At 57.7% G+C, this 21787-nt stretch carries 22 protein-coding genes and 1 tRNA gene; 7 read left to right on the forward strand and 16 right to left on the reverse strand.

The window, feature by feature from the left end; translation table 11 throughout:
* The first annotated feature begins 6 nt into the window (after window positions 1-6).
* Entirely contained in the window at window positions 7-1617 is a 1611-nt protein-coding gene (gene ppcA, locus BW921_RS02730) for a phosphoenolpyruvate carboxylase (RefSeq protein ID WP_236953786.1), read from the forward strand.
* Here the strand turns inward: ppcA and BW921_RS02735 are convergent.
* From BW921_RS02735 to nth, 3 genes are read right to left on the reverse strand one after another with little or no spacing between them, the layout of a single operon-like run.
* Complete coding sequence (locus BW921_RS02735) at window positions 1606-2667, reverse strand: hypothetical protein (RefSeq protein WP_148688474.1); 1062 nt, start codon at window positions 2665-2667, stop codon at window positions 1606-1608. The two genes, ppcA and BW921_RS02735, sit on opposite strands and share 12 nt — an antisense overlap.
* Window positions 2664-5120, reverse strand: coding sequence for an AAA family ATPase (locus BW921_RS02740; RefSeq protein ID WP_148688475.1), 2457 nt, complete (start codon window positions 5118-5120; stop codon window positions 2664-2666). The genes BW921_RS02735 and BW921_RS02740 overlap by 4 nt, the downstream gene beginning before the upstream one ends.
* A complete protein-coding gene (nth, locus tag BW921_RS02745) occupies window positions 5117-5785 on the reverse strand; it encodes an endonuclease III (protein ID WP_168168687.1) in 669 nt (222 codons plus the stop codon). Before nth ends, BW921_RS02740 begins: the two co-directional genes overlap by 4 nt.
* Before the next feature lie 60 nt (window positions 5786-5845).
* Between nth and BW921_RS02750 the strand changes: the two genes are divergently transcribed.
* Window positions 5846-5934: transfer RNA gene (locus tag BW921_RS02750), tRNA-Sec, on the forward strand.
* Window positions 5935-5961: 27 nt separating this feature from the next.
* On the opposite strand, the gene BW921_RS02755 is transcribed toward BW921_RS02750, so the two are convergent.
* The 5 genes from BW921_RS02755 to hemB are packed head-to-tail and all read right to left on the reverse strand — an operon-like array spanning window position 5962 to window position 10192.
* Complete coding sequence (locus BW921_RS02755; RefSeq protein ID WP_148688477.1) at window positions 5962-7227, reverse strand: HD domain-containing protein; 1266 nt, start codon at window positions 7225-7227, stop codon at window positions 5962-5964.
* Window positions 7172-7921: a DUF447 domain-containing protein gene (locus tag BW921_RS02760; RefSeq protein ID WP_148688478.1), complete on the reverse strand. Its 750-nt coding sequence runs from the start codon at window positions 7919-7921 to the stop codon at window positions 7172-7174. Before BW921_RS02760 ends, BW921_RS02755 begins: the two co-directional genes overlap by 56 nt.
* Window positions 7897-8790: a triphosphoribosyl-dephospho-CoA synthase gene (locus tag BW921_RS02765; RefSeq protein ID WP_236953787.1), complete on the reverse strand. Its 894-nt coding sequence runs from the start codon at window positions 8788-8790 to the stop codon at window positions 7897-7899. The genes BW921_RS02760 and BW921_RS02765 overlap by 25 nt, the downstream gene beginning before the upstream one ends.
* On the reverse strand, window positions 8787-9248 hold the full coding sequence (locus tag BW921_RS02770; RefSeq protein WP_148688480.1) for a phosphatase PAP2 family protein: 462 nt from the start codon (window positions 9246-9248) through the stop codon (window positions 8787-8789). The genes BW921_RS02765 and BW921_RS02770 overlap by 4 nt, the downstream gene beginning before the upstream one ends.
* Window positions 9233-10192 (reverse strand): porphobilinogen synthase, encoded by a 960-nt coding sequence (gene hemB, locus BW921_RS02775; RefSeq protein WP_148689297.1) that lies wholly within the window; start codon window positions 10190-10192, stop codon window positions 9233-9235. Before hemB ends, BW921_RS02770 begins: the two co-directional genes overlap by 16 nt.
* Before the next feature lie 48 nt (window positions 10193-10240).
* Between hemB and BW921_RS02780 the strand changes: the two genes are divergently transcribed.
* Window positions 10241-11098, forward strand: coding sequence for a hypothetical protein (locus tag BW921_RS02780; protein WP_168168689.1), 858 nt, complete (start codon window positions 10241-10243; stop codon window positions 11096-11098).
* Here the strand turns inward: BW921_RS02780 and hemA are convergent.
* A complete protein-coding gene (gene hemA, locus BW921_RS02785) occupies window positions 11069-12283 on the reverse strand; it encodes a glutamyl-tRNA reductase (protein WP_148688482.1) in 1215 nt (404 codons plus the stop codon). The genes BW921_RS02780 and hemA overlap by 30 nt on opposite strands.
* An 85-nt stretch (window positions 12284-12368) precedes the next feature.
* On the opposite strand from hemA, the gene BW921_RS02790 reads away from it, so the two are divergent.
* Window positions 12369-12617, forward strand: a complete 249-nt coding sequence (locus BW921_RS02790; protein WP_088335321.1) for a hypothetical protein — start codon at window positions 12369-12371, stop codon at window positions 12615-12617.
* Here the strand turns inward: BW921_RS02790 and BW921_RS02795 are convergent.
* The gene (locus BW921_RS02795; protein ID WP_088335323.1) at window positions 12614-13309 is read right to left on the reverse strand and encodes a 16S rRNA methyltransferase; all 696 of its coding nucleotides are present in this window, start codon (window positions 13307-13309) and stop codon (window positions 12614-12616) included. The two genes, BW921_RS02790 and BW921_RS02795, sit on opposite strands and share 4 nt — an antisense overlap.
* A gap of 15 nt (window positions 13310-13324) precedes the next feature.
* On the opposite strand from BW921_RS02795, the gene BW921_RS02800 reads away from it, so the two are divergent.
* On the forward strand, window positions 13325-14023 hold the full coding sequence (locus tag BW921_RS02800) for a phosphoglycolate phosphatase (protein ID WP_148688483.1): 699 nt from the start codon (window positions 13325-13327) through the stop codon (window positions 14021-14023).
* Window positions 14020-15051: a DHH family phosphoesterase gene (locus BW921_RS02805; protein WP_148688484.1), complete on the forward strand. Its 1032-nt coding sequence runs from the start codon at window positions 14020-14022 to the stop codon at window positions 15049-15051. Before BW921_RS02800 ends, BW921_RS02805 begins: the two co-directional genes overlap by 4 nt.
* Here BW921_RS02805 and pyrG read toward each other — a convergent pair.
* The gene (pyrG, locus tag BW921_RS02810; RefSeq protein WP_148689298.1) at window positions 15020-16651 is read right to left on the reverse strand and encodes a glutamine hydrolyzing CTP synthase; all 1632 of its coding nucleotides are present in this window, start codon (window positions 16649-16651) and stop codon (window positions 15020-15022) included. The genes BW921_RS02805 and pyrG overlap by 32 nt on opposite strands.
* Window positions 16652-16955: 304 nt before the next feature.
* Between pyrG and BW921_RS02815 the strand changes: the two genes are divergently transcribed.
* The gene (locus BW921_RS02815; RefSeq protein WP_168168690.1) at window positions 16956-17681 is read left to right on the forward strand and encodes a UPF0280 family protein; all 726 of its coding nucleotides are present in this window, start codon (window positions 16956-16958) and stop codon (window positions 17679-17681) included.
* A 2-nt stretch (window positions 17682-17683) separates the two neighbouring features.
* Here the strand turns inward: BW921_RS02815 and engB are convergent, their stop codons facing one another.
* The 5 genes from engB to BW921_RS02840 all read right to left on the reverse strand — a co-directional run bounded on the left by engB (window position 17684) and on the right by BW921_RS02840 (window position 21787).
* Window positions 17684-18340, reverse strand: a complete 657-nt coding sequence (gene engB / locus BW921_RS02820; protein WP_236953788.1) for a GTP-binding protein EngB — start codon at window positions 18338-18340, stop codon at window positions 17684-17686.
* A 10-nt stretch (window positions 18341-18350) separates the two neighbouring features.
* Window positions 18351-18524 (reverse strand): preprotein translocase subunit Sec61beta, encoded by a 174-nt coding sequence (locus BW921_RS02825; RefSeq protein ID WP_088335333.1) that lies wholly within the window; start codon window positions 18522-18524, stop codon window positions 18351-18353.
* A 405-nt stretch (window positions 18525-18929) separates the two neighbouring features.
* The gene (locus BW921_RS02830; protein WP_148688486.1) at window positions 18930-20171 is read right to left on the reverse strand and encodes a hypothetical protein; all 1242 of its coding nucleotides are present in this window, start codon (window positions 20169-20171) and stop codon (window positions 18930-18932) included.
* Window positions 20158-20844, reverse strand: a complete 687-nt coding sequence (locus BW921_RS02835; protein ID WP_168168691.1) for a DUF2100 domain-containing protein — start codon at window positions 20842-20844, stop codon at window positions 20158-20160. The genes BW921_RS02830 and BW921_RS02835 overlap by 14 nt, the downstream gene beginning before the upstream one ends.
* Before the next feature lie 70 nt (window positions 20845-20914).
* Complete coding sequence (locus BW921_RS02840) at window positions 20915-21787, reverse strand: DUF2101 family protein (RefSeq protein WP_148688488.1); 873 nt, start codon at window positions 21785-21787, stop codon at window positions 20915-20917.

Consider the following 21787-nt stretch of genomic DNA (forward strand, 5'->3'; position numbering starts at 1 on the left):
AACGAGGTGATCAGGGAAGTGGAGAAAGTCCGAGAAGCTCGAATTGCACGGACGCTAGCCACCCAGCACCCTGACGCAACGAAGTTCGTGAGGGTGCAGGAGGAGCCTGAAGAGGCCGTAGAGTGTCTGGCCGAGTTCGACGCGGAGGAATACATGGTAGACTTCGAGGGCAAGCTAACGCCGTACCTGCAGCCCATTCAGGTCCTCATGGAACTGCACGACGCCGGCGTTCGGGTGGGAGAGGAACGTTTCGTAATCGTTAGGGTACCTAGCGCGACGAAGGAGAACGTACTGCGCCAAGTTCAGGCTCTGCTAGGTGTAATGGAAGCCAACTCGGAGCTGCTCAAGGAGGACCCAGACGCCCGCGGGATCTTCGAGGTAGTACACCCTATGACGTCCTCGCCCGAAGAGCTAGTGGAAACAGTGGATAGAATCTCCTACGCGCGTAGGTTCGCATCCCGTGAGCTAGACGTACCACTTAAGGCGGGAAACCTCCGAATCATCCCACTTATTGAGGAGGTTCCAGAACTACTCGACATTCGCAACATCCTAACGGGCTACGTGGAAGGAATGCGTGAGATCGGGATGGACGTCAGCTACCTCAGGGTGTTCATCGGACGCTCCGACCCCGCGCTATCCTACGGACATCTCCCGGCGGTCCTCGCTTGCAAACTGGCTATCTTCGAAGTGTACGAGCTGTCGGACGAACTAGGTGTCCCGATGGCGCCTATCTTAGGAGGCGGGTGTCTACCGTTCCGCGGCCATATTAGACCGGGAATGGAAGACGAGTTCGTAGAGGAGTACGCGGGCACCGCCACGTACACCGTACAATCCGGATTCCGATACGATCACGATCGGGAAAAGGCCGTTGCATCTATCCGCCGGATTAACGAGCTCGCCGCGAACGACCCACTCCAACTCTCCGGGGACGACATCGAGTACCTAGTCTTAGCCACCGCGATCTTCGTGAAGCACTACCTCAGCGTGTTTTTCCGCTGCATAGGTACGCTGAACATAGTCGCAGATATGATCCCCAACACGAGGGACCGATTAGCACGAAAGGGACCCGTAGGGTACGCGCGGGACATTCCCGAACCTGACCGTGTCGGGGTACAGTGTAAGAGCCTTGGGGATGTGGGTCGTAAGTTATACCGCGAACTGCGCCGAATGAGAGTCGAGAAGCTGCCTGAACTGCCACGCGCGATCAAATTCACGGGAGCCTGCTACACCGTCGGGATGCCACCGGAGCTCATCGGAACAGGAAGAGGGCTCGCGGAGATCGAGGAGCGGCTAGGTGAAGACGCCCTGGACGCGGTGATCTCACGATTGTATCCCATGCTACGCGAGGATTTGCAGTTCGCGGTGGAGTACACATTCCTCGAGACAGCCGGATCCGTCCTACCGTCGTCCGGAGTGGCGATGGTTAACACCGACCTGGAGTACTGCGTTGAGTATCTCGACCTGGAACCCCCATCCGATTTCGAGTACCAGAATCTGGTACACACGTTGGAACCGTACCTCAGGTACGTAGTCTCGGAGGGCGGTGTAGAGGAAGTCAACCCGTTCGTGAGGGACCTCTTACTCGAGATGGGACGGATGCGTGGATCACTCGGATGACGGGGACGGATTCAAGTGTACGGCTTCGAAGATCTCCTTGACCAGATCAGGACTCACACCGAGAGCCACGCAATGGTGGTTCCCTAGCGGCTCGAACTCCTCCTCCACTAACAATCTAGCTTGAACGCGACACTGGTCGTCGCGCCATCGGGTCTCCACGATGGAAGCTCCGACGGCGTACGGGTACCGGGCTAACATGCACTTGCCTGTCGGTAGAACACCTTTCACGGCGTGTGGTGCGCCGGTTTCCATGTGATCTACCACCTCGAATTCTCTGAGCAACTCCAACGGACAGGCACAATGGGCGAGACGCGTCCCGTATCGGTCCAGTTCGATCACGTTCCCGATGAAGGGGCGTATGCGCGCGGGTGTTAGCAGGGTCGTGACCAGAGCGGCGGGATCACCCTCACAACAGTAAGGCACGTCCAACGCGGAGAAGTACAAACAGGGAACCGCACCGAACTCCTCGTAGAGGGAGAAGCAGTCCCCCGTGATCGCGTCGGCCCCGTGTCGTGAGAGTACGGCATGCAATTTACCTGCCAAGTCCAGGAAGTCGTGGTTCAATTCCGACGGATCGATATCGTGGGCACGGAGGTTCTCCTCGAAGGATCCGTCAGGATCGACCGATTTCACGTCCTCGAGGTCTATCTCGACCGTCCGGAGGTACGGGAGGTCGGAGGGATCTGGACCTCTGATCCAGCTACATTTCCCTCCAACGACCAGGATACGGGTCCCCACGAGACGCTTGAAGGCACGCATCGCCTCCTCCGCACGGCCGACGTGAAGCGTCGATACGCCGACTTCGAGCGCGGCCGCCAGGGAGTTGTAGGAGTGCCAGTGGAGGAGGAGCACCGCCGGAGACCGCTCGAGGAGCGCCTCTATCGCGTCCTCCGTACCGCCGGTAGCTACCAGCGCCACGGTAGGTGAGTTAGGGACGTCTTCGGGGTCTGTGACGACCATGGGCTCGAGGTTGAACCTCTCAGCGAGCCGTTCAGCTCGTCGCAGTACATCTCGATCGGCTAAAGTGGAGGCCAGGATCGTGAATTTCAAGGCCCTATCCCCTTGGCTCTGCGGTACTCGTTGAGAGTCACCAGCGTGAGCTCCTCCGGGTCGGTAATGTGATGTGAGCGGCCGCCCGATATCCCGGCGATATGTTCTATCAACCGGATACCCTCCTCTGGCAGCTTAATTCCGATCACAGAGATAGTCACTCCCATTCGACTCGCTGCGGTGGCTTCGGATAGCGCCTTCGTCTCCGGATCGGGCTCCCCTTTGGTGGGCACCCCGTCCGTCAGTAGGATCATATGCCAATCTCGGTCTGGCCTTCCACAGCGTCTGAAAAGCTCAGTGCCCACACGGATCGCCTCGCCGATGTCCGTGGCACCACCGGGCTTCAGCGACATCACCTTGGTGATGATCCCCTCCACGTCCGATGTGATGTCCACAATGATCTTCGCCTTGGTGTTGAACCCTACGATGCCCACTCGGTCTCCGGCCTTCACGCTGAAGTGAGCGAGAGCTATCGCGGCGCGCTTAGCAGCGTCGATGCGGTCCCCCGACATGCTTCCGGAGGTATCTATGACGTACACGATGTCAAGACCTACCTCCTCCTCCCTATCGAACGAGCGCAGATCTTCGGGGAGGATCTCACGACGTCCGCGGCGAACGGCGGTCCGGAGTGACCCACGTACATCGAGATTCGTATAAGGATCCCCGCGACGGTACTCTCGGGGGTAGCCCCTACCCCCAGTCCCCCGCTCACTCAGACGTTTAGCCGCATGATGTCCGAACTCAGTACCTTCAAAGGCTTCGAGCTCCTCGATCAGCGCGGAGAACGCCGCGAGTTCCCTACCTTTCAGTGTCAGGCTCACACCTCCCTGGTAAGACGGGCGCACGAACCCTAGTTCTTGGAGGACCTCCAATCTCTTCCGGATTTCCTCTTCAAGCTCGTCTATGAGCGAGTAATCGTGCTGCTGTGAGGCGATCTCATCGTAGGACCACCCCGTAATCTCCTCGATGAACCTCCGACCGTATTTCCCCTTGACGTATGCCGCACTAGTGACCAGGGACTCCGCCAGCTGATCGGGTCGGATGTATTCTACGCCTCGGTTGAGCAGTTGGCGGAGGACACGGGCCGCGAAGACGTACTCCGGTTCCCCTTCGACGTACCTGCGCTGGTCATCCTTCGTGAGGGCTCGGAATCGAAGCCTCCTGTGGTACTCATCGCCCAGAGCCTCACCATCCGCAGCTGAGTCTGCGACTGAGGTCGTTGGACTCTCACTTCTCGAAACAGTACGGGAATCCAGCCGACTTCGCTTTTCACCTCTAAACTTCGTCTCGTCCGGACGCTCCCGAGTGAGCCTCGGCTTCTGTCGACGGCTTCTTCGACGTCCCTCAGGGGCACCAGTCGACGCCCCCTCATCGGGTTTCGACTTTCCCGGGATCCCGTCCGTGTCCGGCACTTCGGTCTTCCCGTATCCCTCGAGCACCTCCTGGATGATCTCCTTGATGACGTCCTCCTCCGATTTAACGTGTTGGACCCTCGGACTCAGCTTGATTCGCTTGCGGAGGACTGAGGGAGCAACCTCGATAACATCCTGCAGCTCGACCTTCGATCTCCCCTGCAATACCGCGTTAGTTTGCGCCCGCTCGTATAGACCGATGGTGGCGCGGACGCTGGCGGGCCTCTCAATGTCGTCGCGATCTCGAGTGGCCCGGACCAGGTCGACTATGAACTCGAGGACGTACTCAGGGACCTTCACTCCGAAGTCTTCTCCCCGCTCGACGACGATGCGTTTCTCGGTCTCTTTAGACTTGGGGTACGTCATCTTCACGGTGTCGAAGCGATCTAGGAGGACCTCGGAGAGTTCCTCGGCTCCCGCGTATTCGTGCGGGTTCATGGTGGCGATCATGACGAAGTTGGCTGGATAGTCGACCTCATAACCCGCGATCGTAGCGCGCTGCTCCTCTAAGACTTGGAGCAGCGCGTTCTGGAGCTTCTCAGGACATCGGTTGATCTCGTCGAAAAACACTACGCCACGGTTACCCCGGAGTAACTTCCCTGGAGTGAATGCCCGAGGATCGGTCGGTCCGTACTCGAGGGCCGCGATGGGATCGATGTCTCCGAGCAGATCCTCCGGAGTGAGGTCAGGACTCCCCTGAATCCGTACGAACCGCTCACGCCCTGGAATTGTCTCGGTCTCGAGCTCGTCTCCATCGCGAGCCCGGCACAAGGGACATACTGGCTCTTTCGGATGGCAGTTGAAGGGACACCCCTTCACAGCCTCAGCTGGGGGTAGGAGGTCCGCGACGGCGCGAGCGAGGGTCGTCTTGCCGATACCGGGTGGACCCTCGATCAGCACGTGTCGTCCTGCGACGAGTGCGGAGAGAACCTGCATCTTGACATCTCTCTGCCCGAGAATCTGAGGGAGGGGGTCCTCGCCTTTACCGAGCTTCTCCAGGACTACCTCACGCAGTTCCTCGTACACTTCCTTGACGGTCAAGCTTGTTCCCCTCCGTACGGGCAAAAACGACGGACAAAGCACAACTCGCACTTGGGTTTTCTAGGACGGCATATCTCGCGTCCGAATTGTATGAGTGCGAGGTGCGCTTTACCGCGTTCGCCCTCGGGAACCTTCTCGTGCACAGCCTCTTGAACTTCGAAGTACTCCTTCGAGTCGGTCAGACCAAGCCTCCTTGAAATCCTAGCTACGTGTGTATCGACCGGACAAACGTCATGGCCGCCCGCGAATAGCAACACTACGTCGGCTGTCTTCGGACCGACCCCTGGCAGACGCATCAACTCCTGTCGCGCTTCTTCCGTAGGCTTCCGAACGACCTCCTCAAGATCCAGTCCATCCGTAAGAATACGTTCACAACACTCCCTGATCATTTTGGCCTTCTGACGGTAGAGTCCGGCGTCGCGGAGTGTCTCAACGAGATCCTTCAGATTCGCTTCTACGACGTCCTTCGGAGTCTTGAATTTCCGCAGGAACCTCTCCGCTACTCTATCCGTCACGTCGTCCCTGGTCCGTTGAGATATGATGGCTTGAATAAGGGCCCGAAAGGGATCACGCCGTATTTTCAGCCTTTCCATGATGGGATGATCCTCGTAGTGCTTTACGATTTCCATCACGGTGTTGGAGTCCATAGGTCTCCCTGGCCTCATTCCCGGCAAAATCCTTAAACTCGGTATCGAGGTGAGCATTACCGAAGCCCGGCACCGAAAGGCCGCCGCCACCGGGGTGGTCCCCGGGCCGGACTTCAGATCCGGCGCGCCCCGAGCGGGGCGCGGGGTTCAATTCCCCGCGGCGGCCGCGGTCGTTCGTTATAACATCCATAACGTTACCCTAGGCTGGGGGGTAGCGCCGACTTCACGTGTTCCACGATCCTCCGAACGCGAGACTCGTCGTCTCTCGTCTCCGGACGCATGTACACCCTAACGGTCGGTATCTCGGAAAGCGTGCGCTCCTTCAACGTTGCCACGATGTCGGAAACCTCGGATAACGGGACGTCACCGTTACGCGTCCTCACGATCACCTCGTCGGAAGAGGGATCGTACGGAACCACCTTCGAGGAATCCAACAGCACTCCGAAGGGTTCTCCCAGGTGTTCCTCGGAGGTTTCCACGGCCACCTTGAAGAGCTCGCCATGTTTCGGTTCCACGGCCGCCTGGTACTCAGCCACACACTTGTACAAGCGCCGGTTCTTCAAGGATTTCACGAATTTACGGCTCTCGGGATTTTCCTCCAACGCGCGTAGTAGAGTGGAGTCGTCCATGCTTTGAAACGTGGACAGTGCGTCTTCGCTTCGACTCAACCGATCCGGGTCGAATATACGGAGGTCCAGGTCGTCGTCTTCGACGGCAACATGCATCGCCCAGAGCAACATCGCATCGCCGGCACGGCATGTTTTGTGGAAGTACACCGCCCTGTACATGTGGTATCGGGATATCAGCACGGACTCCGCCGCTTCCAATCCCTTCTCATGCACGACCACTGGATCACCCAACTCCAGGGTGTGCAGGAGCCTGTCGAGTTCGATTCGGCCGTACTCCACGCTGGCGTGAAGGGAATCACGCATGAGGTAGTCCAGGCGGTCTACGCCGAGGTTCCCGGCTATCACGGAGTGGAGTACGCTAGTCCATCCATCACCGGGTCCGAATGCCACTTCCAAGGTAACCTCGACGTCCATGGCGTCGGCCCTCTCCAGCACGACCTTAGCTACGGCACGACCGATGTCCTCATGATCGACCCCGAGCTCTTCCTCCAGCAGTGGTTCCGGGACATGCGAAAAGGGAGGGTGACCCACATCATGCAACAGACCGGCCAGCCCTAGCACCTCCTCGATGTAGGATCTCGAGAACTTACCGACGTCCGGCACGTTACGCTTGAGCTCTTCCCAGTGAATCTCCATCACACGGTCACACAGGTACTTCACGCCCAAGCTGTGTTCGAGCCTCGTGTGGGTGGCACCAGGGTACACCAGCTCCGCGAGACCCAACTGCCGAACTCTCCTCAACCGTTGGACTTCGGGTGAGTCCAGTACGCGCTCCTCAACCCCCTGCAGCTCGACGAATCCGTGGACCGGTATCCTGATGATCCGGCCCATCCTCTTTCCCCCGCAGCTCTCGTTCTACTCTCTCGACGGCCCACTGGTACTCCTCACTCCAAATCGTCCTCTTGACGACATCCAGGGCCCTTTTGCAGGCGTCCACGTGGTCCTCATCTAAGTGGATTCGAGTCAACTCTACGAGTGCTTCCAGCAGGGCGGATTCGCCTCGGACTAGAGCTCGGGGACGGGGATGAAGGAGCCCCCATCCTACAACCCGCAACTCCGCTGTCAGCGGTCTCCCTTCGTGTATCTCCTTAGCTTCCAGCTCGAGGTAAGCCCTGGTTCCCTCCGCGACCTTAGCCCCGTTCCCGACGGTCTCGACAGCTAACTCATTCGACAGCGCCTTCAGAAATCGGATGGGATCAGGCACTACACACGCGGTGAGCTCTTCGGTCCGAACGAAGTTCTCGTAGGTACGAGAGCCTGGGTACAGGTTCACGACGATGGAATCCCCGTGCACGCGCAGTCCCACGGGTGCTACGTTTTCACCCGCAGGCCCGTCGGTCACCGCGAGAACTTCGTTGACGGCATCTCTGCGCAGTCCGAAGAACTCTAAGGGAGGTTCGATCTCCTCGCTTAAGATCTTCTCGGCGATCCGCCGTGCCTCCTCTGGAGTACTTACACGGAACAGCTCGGGACAGGAGAGTACCCTAGCGAGGTACACCGTTAGGGCCTCATCCCCAGATAGCAAGCGTACCCTAGCCCCGCCGCCAAAAGATCGGCCGTCGAGCCTGGGTTTATACCATCCTTGTGTAACTCACGGTCGAGCTCGTAGAGGGCCCAAGTTTCGGTCACAGGCCTATCACCAGCGATCCGCAGGATTTCCTGTGCAGCCTCTGAAACCCGTAAAGCCACTCTGAATCCGTGCTTCCTCCAAATCAGCGTATCCGGCCGCGTGGCAAGCTCTTCTAGGAACGTCCGAACCACCGCCTCGTTGATGTCGTATTTCTCGCGCAATTCTATCACGTGAAGGCCTATTCGAAGACTGCGCTCGAGTCCGCGTACCCAATCCTCGGCTACCGCGTCACGGTGTGCGGCCGCCTGCAGCGCCTCGTACATCGTTATCCCTTTTTCCAGCACGTCCTCCGGGCGTGAAACGTCCGGGACTCCCGATCCTCGGACCCTGCGCATCCCGCCGGCACCGGCCAATTTGATAGCACGGTACAAGTAGTACGCGTCTCGCTCCTCGGTCTCCTTCGCCAACTTCAAGGCCTCACGCCGAACGTCGTTGGGGTCCAAGGAAGCACGGGCGAGAGCTGAAGCGAGCAGGACGTCGAGGATCAGGATACCTAGATTAGTGTTCCCACCGGTGTGAGCCGACATGGAGTGTCGAACCGCCTCGTAAAGGTAGCGCCCGAGCGGGACGCGCTCTCTCCTAGCTGCCATCTCCGCAACTTTTCGGAGTACCGGCTGCGCAGCGACGGCGCTGGCCAAGAAGTGCTCGAACCTGGTGTCGTCGAAATCCCTGGTCCTGTGGACGTTTCCGGGCTTAGGCCAACTTGAGACCTCCAGAAGCGCTCCTAGTGTTAAGCTGACGGCAATACGCTCCGGCTCGTTCACCAAGTGACGAACCACCCCATTGCGTAGCCGAGGAAGAACCCAGCCACCACGTCCGACGGGTAATGAGCTCGAGAGAGCACTCTGGATATCGCCACGATGATGGCCACTACGACGACTACGATCCCCAAATTAGGGGACAGCTTCCAGAACACCGGAATTAGCGAAGCCACTCTGGTGGTATGGGTGCTGGGGAAGGAGTACCCCCACGGGGTTCTACCTTCTCTCTCGGGCCTGGGTCTACCGACGACCACCTTCAAAATTTCGCTGGATACTGTTGAAAGCACCAGCGCTTCGAGCACCTGAAAACCCAGCAGACGGTCGAACAGCATTAAGATCAGGGAAGAGGGGAACAAGATCCAACCACTGAAAATTAAACCGATGAGCTCAAAAGCTACGTGGGGTCGCTTCGGGATCTTCTCGATCACGCGGTGGTCGAACCGCACTATGATTTCAGCCACCGCACCACCTCCGGGGCGAAGTACGTGAGTATCAAATCCGCCCCAGCTCTCTTGATGCACGTGATGGACTCCAGCACAGCGGCTCGGTAATCCACGTACCCCGCCTCGGCCGCCGCCTTGATCATCGCGTATTCACCGCTAACCTGATAGGCCGCGATGGGGTGGTTGAACCTCCGCCGGGCCTCGCGCACAACGTCCAGGTAGGGCATCGCCGGCTTAATCATCAAGATGTCCGCTCCCTCCTCGACGTCTAACTCCAGCTCGCGGATCGCCTGGCGGAAGCACCTGGGATCCATCTGGTAAGTGCTTCTATCTCCGAACTCCGGTGCTGAGTCCGCCGCATCCCGGAACGGGCCGTAGAACGCGCTGTGATACTTGGCCGCATAAGACATGATCATGACATCGCCGAAACCCTCACTCTCAAGCGCCTCTCTGATCACCTTTACCCGGCCGTCCATCATGTCGGATGGGGCGACGATGTCGGCCCCAGCTTCGGCGTGGGAAAGTGCCACCTCCGCCAGGACCTCCAGGGTAGGGTCGTTCAGCACCTTACCTGTATCCTCGTCAACGAGGCCGCAATGACCGTGGGTGGTGTACTGGCAAAGGCAAACGTCAGTAACCACAACGATGTCGTCACCGTACTCTTCCTTAAGCGCTCGCACGGTCCTTTGGACTATACCTTCAGGATCTGCGGCAACTCGACCTTCAGGATCCTTCTCTCTCGGAATTCCGAAAAGTATGAACGCCCGTAGACCCAAGTCCAGGAGTTCTCCGACTGTTTCGACGGCGGTTTCCACGGAGTGGTACCGTTGACCGGGCATTGAGGGAATTTCGTGGGTCTTCCCGTCCTCACGCACAAAGATCGGGTAGATTAGATCGTCTGGGCTCACTCCCGTTTCGGCGACGAGGTCACGGATCGCCTCGGACTTACGATACCTGCGCATGCGGACAGTCGGATACAATCTGTCTCTCCCCACGGGGAGTGCTTCAAATTGATACGCGGGAGGAAGGAGTCCCGTGAAACGGCATTCGGCGTGGTGGACGTGTTCAAAGAGGCGTTCATAAAGTGGTCGGAGGGATGGGCGCGGCTGAAGGAGTTCGACCGGGAGGAAATGTTAAGTGCTTATTCTAGCTTCTTTCGGAGTCGATTCGGGGTGAATTTTAAGGAAAGGAATATTGTGAAACTCTTGAATCTTATTTATGGAATAGCCGTCGAGTACAGGAATATACTTGACATGGGTGAGAAGACTTTGACTGGTAAATTACGTACATATTTTATCCCCACCATAATGGTAATTATGGTAAAACAGTTCTATGGAAGGGTCAAAAGAAGAGAAGCAATGAAATACGTACGAGACGCGTTACAGTTTTACAAAACAGCGTATGAGCTGTCAGGTAGGGAGGAAGGATTTGAGGAAATACTGGTCGGATCCTTATTACCTATTGAAGTACGTGAGGGAGAAAAGTTGCCGAAATTCTTCGAAGAATCATTTAAGGATAGCACTATTAGGAAGTTTTTAGGGCTAGAAGGTGAGTCTAATTCGATAAAATCTGGACTTGGATGTGTATTTATTCCATCGTGGCAATTCCGCGAGTTAAGAGCCGAGATAAAATTCGGGAAAGGGTTCGGTAGAGACGATGGTTATGTAGAGTATGTAGTGCACAGAGCAGGGACGTTTCGTGAGTGTTTGCTCATGGTCCCACAGCTGAGACTCGTACTCGTGGAGAACGTCGATGCTCCCGACAAGCGGGTATTCTTACCGTTCGATATGTTAGAGCTCGTACCGCCGGATCCAGCGGCGAGGATGAAACTGGAGAGCCTAGCCGTTAAGCTCACTCGCCCGTCTTAGGGCCCTGTACGCCACTCTACGATACTCGTCCGGTAGCTCCATAATCGCGGACGTCAGGACGTTAATCAGTCGCTTGGTGTAAGCCTCTGCGAAATCTTGGAGGACGTTTTCCGGATCTCCAGTCTTCAACCTCCTCAGTGCGCGTTCGAGCTCTCGATCCTTAATCTCATGCAGTGACTTCGCGACGTCGGCCACGAGGCGTCGCTCCTTCATCCTTTCAAGCTCTTCTTCCACGACCGAGAGTTCCTCCTCGATGAGCTTCTCCACCTTTGGGATCTCCTTACGCCGCCTCTCGAGATTCTCCAGCGCGATCACTCGGAGATCGTCGATGGTACGTACCTCGACGTCTTCGAGGTTCTCCACTCCCTTTTCGACGTCTCTAGGATTAGCGATATCGATTATCAGGATCGGGGACTGGCGGCCCCTCTTACGCAAGGCTTCTCTAACGTCGTCGACGTGGATCACGGGATGCGGGGCGGCCGTCGCTGAAACTACGACATCCGACCGGGCGAGATGATCCACGAGCTCGTCGAACCGTACCGCCTCTCCACCTAGCTCCCTCGCGAGCTCAACGGCTCGCTTGTAGGTGCGGTTCGCTACGAGAACGGCTCTGACGCCCCTATCGACTAGGGACTTGGCCACGGTCTTTCCCATCTCACCGGCACCGACCACGAGGACGGTCTTATCGTGTAGGGAACCCAGCTCCCGCTCCGCCAGCTCGGCGGCGGCAGATCCTATAGACACCGCACCTTCACTGATCCGAGTCTCCTCCCGGGCTCGTTTGCCCAGGTTGATCGCCCTCCGGAAGACTATCTTGAGGACTTCATCCAACGTACCCAACCGTGCGGCACGGTCGTACGCCTCTTTCACCTGACGTAGGATTTCCTGCTCCCCCACCATCATCGACTCCAGCCCGCAGGCTACACGGAATAGGTGCCTCACGGCTTCCGAACCTCGCTTAATCCAGGCATCGTCGTGTACGAGATCCCGAAGATCTTCGGCACGATCCCCCGCCCCAGAGGTGTACACCTCGACGCGGTTACATGTCTGGAGGAGGACACAGCCGGAGAGTCCGAAGGACTCGACGATGTCCTTCACAGCTTCATCGGACTCGAACCTGGCCTTCTCCAGCTCCTCTACTTCCGCCTCCTTGTGGGTGATGCCGACGCACACCAGGTCCTCCATCTACCTCCCTCCTCGCGGTTGTCGGTCAACGTGGTCGCACGATGTTAATTAGCGACCGGTTCCATCGTGGCGGGGGGAGAATTCCGTGTCGAAGTCTGAAGCCCTGGCCCACCTTTCCATCATGGAGGCAACCTACAACGTGAAGATAAAGAACAAGGAGGAAGCCGCCGAGGCGATCGCGGAGAAGGCGATGGAGTTCGGAGTCGAACCCATCCACATCTGCACCGCCCTCAACACCTGGCTGGCCCGCATGATGTCGGAGGGAGAAATCGAGGAGGGTGACGAGATAGAGATCCCACGGGAGCTCATCGAAGGTATTGAAGTGAAAGGCTAACCCAAGATTCCGGCGGCCAGCTCGAAGGCCGTGACGATTCGTGCCGCCACTGTCCACGCGTCCAGGGATTCGTCGTATATTCGGACGACGTCGTCCGTGCGATCGTAGAACTCCTCCGAGAAGTCCCCCTTCGGGAAGCCACCTACTACGACCCCTATCCTTTCCACGCCGGCGTCCAGGAGCCCGGCCATATAGCCAACTGGTTCGATCAGATCGCCTCGTTCGGAAAGTAACACGTTGACCTCGTTGGCCTCAAGCACGTCCCACACACTGACATCCAGAACCTCTATCAGCGGCTCATCGGAATCCGGAGGCGCCTGACCCTCCTTGAGAACCTGTTCCATGAGTCCGATGAACCGATACTGATCCCTCGGTAGCCTGACGTCTCCACGGAACCATATGACGAGGTCATGCCTGGTGTGTACGTACACGTCTAAGGCGTTCTCCCGAGATGCGGGGGAGTCCAGTACGTGAAGCAGCGTCACGTGAACTATGTCGGGGCGACCACGGCGGTCACGCTCCGGGAGCCGTTTATCCTGCATAGCTACGTGGTGCTTGCTCGCTATGAGGAGGCATTCCCCCGGCTTTTTCCCACGCCGTTTCGCCCACCTCACCACGTGTTGATGGCCTCTGAGTTTGGGCGGGATGAACTCCAGCTCCGACTCCGCTAGCACGAAACAGAGACGTGGCATGCGGGGGCTACCCCCGTGGTGTCCCTCGTCATCACGGATATCGACGGCACGATCACGGGAGACGATAGAGCCGTCCACCTAAAGTGCGTCCGGTACCTGCGGGAACTACAGAAACGCGGGATACTGGTTGGTATCGCCACCGGTAACACCCTTTATTACTCCAGATCGGCGGCAACCCTCCTCGGCTTCGAGGGTCCGTTGATCGCGGAGAACGGAGGGATAGTCGCCGTGGACGACGAGGAGATCAGCACGGTACCGGAAGAGGACGTCGAGTTAATCCAAGAAGCGTACCGAGAGCTCCGCCGGCGACTCGGTGTGAGGCGTACCGAGCCACCCGGGCTCCGCCGAACCGAGGTCGCTATCTACCGTGATGTACCCGTCGAGGAAATCGAACGCGTGTTGGACGGGCTCGGGTACTCCGACCGTGTCGAGGTAGTGGACACGGGCTTCGCGTATCATTTGAAGTCCAAGCAGGTGGACAAAGGGAAGGGGCTCTTAGTCATCTGTGAGCGGCTCGGTATCGACCCGAACGACGTGGTAGCCATAGGAGACGGGGATAACGACGCTCCACTGTTGAAAGCTTCGGGGTTGGGTGTGGCACCAGCGAACGCCACTGAGAATGTCAAGCGAATCGCGGACGTGGTACTCGACGCAGAGGACGGTGATGGAGTCGCCACCTTCCTACGGAACCTCCTCGAGGAGGTGGACGCTTGAAGTTGTACCCGCTAGTTCGTAGAGTGTTAAAGTTGCTGTCATCGGCGGATTCCATCGGTGTCATGGCCGATATCGACGCGGACGGCGTGTCGGGCGCAGCCACGCTCTGTGAAGCTTTCGGGGTGGCGGAGGACGACGTGTGGTTCCCCTCAGGAGGATTCTACGGGGTGCCTAAGGCCGAGTTCCGCGACATGTTGGAAGAGTACGACGTCGTCGTCGCCGTTGATCTTACACCTCCCCCCTTCCCAGAGGCTAGAGACAGGGTTGTGGTCATCGATCACCACCCTACGGACAGCCATTACCCGATGACGGTCAACCCACACGAGATCCCTGCCCTCCCGACTCACACGTCGGCGTCAGCTCTTGTCGGCATGCTCGCACACCGCACGGGAGGACTGAATCGGCCGTGGGTCCCTCTGATAGGAGCGGCCGGAGACGGTATGGAGGGAGGGGCCGTGTACGACACGCTGGCCTCGATGACTGATCCTGGGTACTTAATTCCGAGTAGGGGCCGGAACCTCACCCCATTGCAGGACGCGGCGGCCACCGTGAACGCAGCGCGTCGGGTAAAATACGATGTAGGAGCCAGAAAAGCGTTGAAGGTGCTGATGTCGGCGGATTCTCCGTACGACGTGACGGAGTCTCACTTACAGCGGTACCGAAAGCGGGTGAGGAAGCACCGGGCTATGTGGTCGGGTGAAGCGGAGCGCACGACGCACGTCGTGGAAGGGATCGGTTACGCGGAGATCCATACCGAAGTGGACGTCGAAGGATTGGTCGCCCGTGACCTCCTAGATCGATTGAACCTCAGATGCTCCGTGGTGGTTAATCTCGCCAGAAAGCCGTGCGGTCTTTACAAGGCAAGTGGTAGGTCCCAGGGCTTCCCGGTGAACGAGTTGATGGTGAAGATGGCGAGATGGTTGGAGGGGTCCAAGGCCGGTGGACATCCCAACGCGGCGGCGCTACATTTCTCCGACGGTGATCCACGAAAGGCGTTCAATCGGGCCCTTGACCAGCTGCAGCCTTGATGAGACCTACGAACGGTGGCGACGGGTCACCGGGACGGGACTTGAACTCCGGATGGAACTGCGTGCCAACGAAGTAAGGGTGATCCGGCAGTTCGAGGGTCTCCATGCGCCCGTCGGGTGAACGTCCCGAGAACCTCAGTCCGTAGTCCTCTAGTTCGCGAACGTACGATGGGTTCACTTCGTAACGGTGTCGATGCCGTTCCAAGATGATCTCACGGTCGTCGTATAGGCGTCTGAGAAGCGATCCTTCCTCGAGCACCACGGGCTCAGCACCTAGCCGCATCGTACCACCTTTCCGCTTCACCCCGCGCTGTTCCGGAAGCAGGTCCACGACGGGATGATCGGTGTCAGGATTGAATTCTGTGCTATGGGCATCCTCGAGCCCGAGAACGCTGCGAGCATATTCGACCACGGCGAGCTGGAAACCCAAGCAGATACCCAAGAACGGGATGTCGTTCTCCCGTGCGTATCGAATCGCCTCGATCTTACCTTCGACACCTCTCCTGCCGAAGCCACCTGGAACTAATACACCATCGGCGTCTTTCACTTCTTCCCACGCCTTGGAGTCACCGGCTTCGAGCGCCTCAGAGTCCACCCACGCTACGTCAACGCCGACCCTGACATGAGCTCCAGCGTGAACTAAGGCCTCCCGAATGCTGATGTAGGCGTCCGGTAAGTCCACATACTTACCCACGACCGCGATCCTGACCTCGTCGTCGGCTTCCTCGACCTTGGTGACGAAATCCAACCAGTCGGAGTAATCAGGTTCGTCCGCGTCGAGACCCAAACGCTTGCAGATGTAATCGCCGAAGCCCTGGCGCTCGAGCAACAACGGCACCTTGTACACCAAGTCGACATCGTGGGCGTCGATTACAGCCTCCCTCGGGACGTTCGTGTGCAGGGCGATCTTCCGCTTGACACCATCGTCTAGGGGACGCTCACACCGACAGACGATAGCGTCCGGCTGGATACCTAGGCTACGGAGCTCTTTGACGCTATGCTGGGTGGGTTTCGTCTTCAGCTCGTGGACGTGTTCCAAGTAGGGAACGTAGGTCAAGTGGACGAACATCACGTTCTCTCGACCTTCCTCCAGCTGTAGCTGCCGAACCGCCTCATAGAAGGGCATTCCTTCAATGTCGCCGACGGTACCACCTATCTCCACCAGCACGACATCCGCGCCACTGGCCTTACCTACCTCGCGGATCCACGACTTGATTTCGTCGGTTATGTGTGGAATCACCTGGACGGTCTCGCCCAAGTAGTCTCCACGGCGCTCTTTTTCGATTACCCGCTGGTAGATCTTGCCGGTCGTGATATTGTGGGCTCCGGAGAGCGTGACGTCCATGAATCGCTCATAATGACCTAGGTCCAAATCCGTCTCAACACCGTCCTCCGTGACGAACACTTCTCCATGCTGGAACGGGTTCATGGTGCCCGCGTCCACGTTAATGTAAGGGTCGATCTTGACCGCTGTGACCTCCAACCCTCGTGCTCTCATGATCTTGCCGATAGACGCCGTAGTGATACCTTTCCCGATACCGGACACTACCCCGCCCGTGATCACGACGAACTTCACGAGCGCCCCTTCACGCTCCGAGATTCGAGAAAGAATAAGGTTGCGCGGTACTCTCCGGTCCGCTCGGGAGCCAGAAGCCATTCCTCCTGTCCGCTTCTCTCCCGGGATCGAAGTGCTTTGAAATTTCGGCGGTTCTCGACGCCGCCACACCATCCTTCGAGTGACATAATTCCGGACTAGTACACCGTGGAAAATGACTCTTCCACGACCACGAGCACCTCTACACTAGAATCGCGGCAATGGTAGTTATCATCGACCTCAAACCTAGTATGACTCGGCCAGCACGTGGATAACTCTCGAACGGTCGGTTCTCGGAGGTGAGAGGTCTTTGCACTCCACGCGAGTGGTGGTTGAAGAGACCGACGTAACCATACGGGCGGACTCGAAGGAGTCAGCATCATCGGCGGCAAAGGCCGTGAAATTACACCGCTCCGAGCTCGACAGGTACGTCGCCAGAGACCCTGCTTTCGTGACGGCTAAAGTACCGGTGAGAACGCTTGAGGATGCTCCAGAGGTCGCGAAGCTGATGTCAAAAGCTGCGGAACCGTTCGAAGTGGGTCCTATGGCGGCAGTGGCGGGAGCTATCGCCGAGTTAGCAGCCCGAGCCGCGGAGCCGACGGTAATCGTGGACAACGGAGGCGATGTACAGGTCAGGGCCAGGAGATCCGTAGTCGTCGGCCTGTACGTCTCGGACAGCCATCCTCTCTCCGGCAAAATCGGGTTCGAGGTTGAGGGAGTACTAGGGATCTGCACTAGCTCCGGCAAATTCGGTCACTCTTACAGCGTCGGGGAGGCGGACGCCGTCACGGTGTTCGCGGAGCGAGCTTCGCTCGCAGATGCCGCCGCTACGGCTATCTGTAACCTTACCTCCGGTGACGATCCGGAGGCCGCGGTACAGCGCGCCCTCGAGTTCGCCGACGACTTTACCGGGGACTTGATCGAGGCCGCCGTCGTTATTCGAGAGGACTTCGTCGGGATTTCCGGTCGTCCACCCAAGATCGTGTCGCTGAAGGGTGGTCGGATTAAACCGTCACGCCTCGAACCGACCATCTAGCTCTACTTCGTGCGGAAAAACCGGGCGAACTCTGGATACCCGGCTCTCCTTACCTTCTCCTGCAAAGCTTCCAAGAACTCGACGAGACCTTCTCCCGTCTTGGCCGAGATTGGAAACAAGGTGTCGAGCCACTGGCGCCATGGGGGAAAGAGGCCTAACGCCTCGGCGACGGCGTCCATGTGTTCCTCGAACTCAATCGGTTTGATCTTATCTATCTTGTTCGCCGCGACCACAGGGTCCAATCCTACCTCGTTCAGGAACTGTAGCATCTCACGGTCGATGGGTATTTCGCCCCTACGCTCCCAGCGTTCCGCTATCTCCGGAAGAGCCTTGGCGTCCACCACGTGGATCGCGAACAAGATATTGTCCTTCTCTTCCAGATATCGAACGATGAGATCCTTAACGCGCTCTTGATACCCTCTGGGAATCCCACTCATGAACCCGAATCCGGGCATGTCGACTAGAACGAGCTCGCCGTCTAGCTCGTGGAATACGGGTTTACGGGTAACACCGGGACGCTTACCTACTCGGGCGTCGACGGCTCCTCTGGTTATCGCCCTGATTAAGCTGGACTTACCAACGTTCGAGCGACCTACGAGCACGATTTCGGGCAGATCCCGCTCTTCGAGCGGATCCTTCGGCACGTAGCTGTGAACCACCAAGACGCCCTTACACCGCCGCCATCGTGTGGGCGATTATCAGCAGCACGGCCACCGCGAAGCACGCATAGAGTATGTGATCGGGGTCTATTTTGATCCCGGGCGCTTCCTCGTCCCAGAAGCTTAGGATACCTGCACGTGCCGGTGGTAACTCAGCCCTCTTCTTCTCCATCTTCTTACCCAAACCCGCCACCCCCCAGCGCCGTACGATCGCGCCATCTAAATACGCTTGCGCCCGCGGATCCCGAGGACGACTTTTTGATTTTCGCGTCGCAGGAAGGGTCACACTTGTATCTATAACCAAATCTTCAAGTCCAGTTTTCCGATGCTCCGTTTTATACACGACTATGTCGAGGTCCCGAGATTGAAGAGTACGTGAAGTAGGAGTAGGAATAGGGAAGAGTGAAGTGCTGGAAGGAGGAATTAGGCCGGATGTTCCGATCTATCAGTGGACGTTTCAGTAACACTGTTCAAATATTTTATGAAGAACTTAGGCGCGTCGTATCGAATGATCATAGCGCATGGACCGAAGGGAACGCCCGTTTAAGGTATGAGTAGTCGCGGAATCTGAGTGAAGCAACGTGGGCCTTCACACGGTAGGATCATCCCACTCAGATATCCTATCCGTCACTTCTTCAGCTTCCCTGACTATTCGAGAGGCTCGCTGCAAATCACCATCTGCCAACGCTTTCAATGCCCTGTACAAGTACGAAGTTTCAATAGCAGCCAGGGCGCGCCGTACCTCGTTACGTGCGTATTTTTCAGCAGCTTTTGCGAACCCTTTCAAGGATAGTCTAGAACCTAATTTCATTCCGCGAAGGTACCATTCCGCACGGACTTTTCGGGCATGAGGTATGCCGGGAACTTCCTTCTCTGGCTTGATTACGATCCCCTCAAGCTCCTCTTCTTCAACCCGATTCATAAGTTTACGTGCCACTTGCTCTGCCTCTCCGAGATCACATAAAGTGCTAGGAACGGGCTTTATTCGATCACCATCGATTATATCAGCCAGCAACTCATATTGCCGTGTTTTAGGTTTTTGAATAGTGATTTCACCGTCATACATATCCAGTTCGTATGCGTAGTATACGGGCTCCGAGTCCTCAGGCTCGTACGCGGCAAGATCGTCCAGAACGCTTAGAATATCTCGAAGTATTTCGACGGCGTCCGCCGGCACGTAGTCCTTGTCATGAGCGATAGCCGTGAGTCGTTCAATCTCTCCGTGTAACCTCTGGAATTCATCGTCGTCGGCCAGTTTGACATCGGACAGCCTGCGTTGGATAGTGTAGAGCGTTCTCACGTGACGGCGGACCTTAGACAGCCTGTCGAAGAGTTTTCCGAGCCAAGCTCTCGGAACCCGCTTGCGGCGGGGATTCAAGGTGTACTTAGACATGAGCCGGACGTGGTAATCTATGTAGTCGAGCGTCTCGTTCCACAGTTCGAACACCGAGATTCCGAATAGGGACAGCGGCAGTAGTTCGCCCTCGACGATCGTGAGGGAATGCTCCGACGGATCGAGCACCGATTGGACGTACTCCTCGACTTCCTCCACTCGGACCCAACTTCTGGTATGGGCTATCACGGGTTCGCCGAGTTCACTTTCGAGCACGCGGCCGAGCACTACCCGCACGTTCGTACCATCTTTTTTCTCCTCTATCCGAAGGGATTCGTCCGAACTTACGTGTTCTAGCTCCGTGGTGTACAGTTTTACGGTGTATTCGACGGTTTCGGGCAGCGTGGCGGGCATCGTACGCGAGAACGTCAAGCGAGCTTTCGGTGGTAGCAGTGGCCGCTCGCCCGAGGGCGTCTCGATCGTCTCAATATCGCTCATGCTCATTTCGTCCCCCCGACAGCAGGTCGGACGGCGATAATTCTGTGAAGTCCGGGACGACGATCACCTCGTGATCGATCCCAAGTTCCTCGGCCACTTCGGGCAACTCCTCCTCGAGGACTTCGCCGACGCGGTCATCCTCTTCGCGCACTAGAACGAGGCGTTTGGCCCTAGATTTCCGGACGTATTCCTCGAGCTCCCTTCGGGCCCGCTCGACGGATTTCACTAGCCCCTCGGGTAGTTTTTCAGGCAGGTTGGGGTTTACCTTCCGATAGTCTTCCGGCACCAGCGGCCCTCCGGTCTGCACGATCGGAGCGTCTACGAGCTCTCTCAGGGCTTTACGCTCTCGCCCCCTTACCACTACTAGCACGGAATCCTTGAACAGGTCATCTAGGTCACGCTCTGTCTCCTCCTCGATGCCGACGAACTCTAAAACTGATCGTAAAATTTCATCCAACGCTTTGGCTACCTCCCGAGCCCTTTCACCGCGTAGCACGTGTTCCGGAGCGGACTCGACTAGTGCGTGGTCCAGCTCTACGGCTCGGTGAACGATCCTTCGGACGACCTCTTCGTCCAGCCGAAGCTCGTCGACGTCCGTGACAACCGTTATACGTTCTGACCGCTGGGAGACAGCGCGACTGAGGAGTTCTTCGAGCCTTTCAACCCGTGTCAACGTGGATCCCCCGATGACGAGTGAGCTGTTAGCCGAACACTATTATGGGGAGAGGATGGCTGGCTGAGGGTTACCACCATCCCTCCTTCAGGACGCGCACTGGCCTCGCCCCTGTGAGTGAGAAGCCGCTGCGCTCTACCTCTACGAGTACCGGGGTGCCCTCGGAGCCACTCCCTTCGACTATATACTCCCCAGGAAGCGTGTTCGCGGCGATGTCGTGACCTATCACTACCTCAACGCTACCTTCCTCCTGGACCTCTCTGAGCACGACCCCGAAGGTCCAAGTCCGGCTAAACTTCCTCCTCACCCAAACCGTAGCTGCCGCCACTCCCAGGGCCGGTAACCCGAACACTATGAACCCCGGTAAGACCCCCTCAAGCGGCAGGACGAGCGCTACTACCGGAGGTACGTTCGTCAGTATCGCGGACAGTACGACGAACCCTAGGATAATAAGTGTGGAATGCCAGTACGGTCGCCAATGGAGGTCCTCTGAAGGTGAGACGCGGCGGAGCCATCCAAGACTGAAGGCCGTGACGAACACTGATATTACGGCCAAGGCTTCCCACAACATCACGGGCGGTGCCACTATCCCCTCCAGGATTACGAAGACTACGGTCGCGAGGAGGGAGAACTGCAGCACTAAGGCGGGCACGTCCCACGGCATTCTAGGGGCCGCTGCGACCCGCTTACCGCGTATCTCTACGTCTTTGAAGGGTACTTGGGGCAGCTCCGGTAGCAGTACCTGACCCTCTCTCACCATCTCCATGACCGTCTGGAACTTGGATGCGGACTCTTCGGCCGTCCTGATGAGTTGCGAGGTGAATTTGGCGGAGCGTTTCGGACCCTCTTTGAGCAGCTTCACTATTATCCAAGGCAAGTTCACGGTCACGTAGCCGACGGCGGCGGTGAACTTCCACACGAACCGCCCGATCCGCTCAAGCAC

Origin of the sequence: Methanopyrus sp. SNP6 (assembly GCF_002201895.1) — an archaeon.
In the GTDB taxonomy this organism is placed as follows: domain Archaea; phylum JAADCQ01; class Methanopyri; order Methanopyrales; family Methanopyraceae; genus Methanopyrus.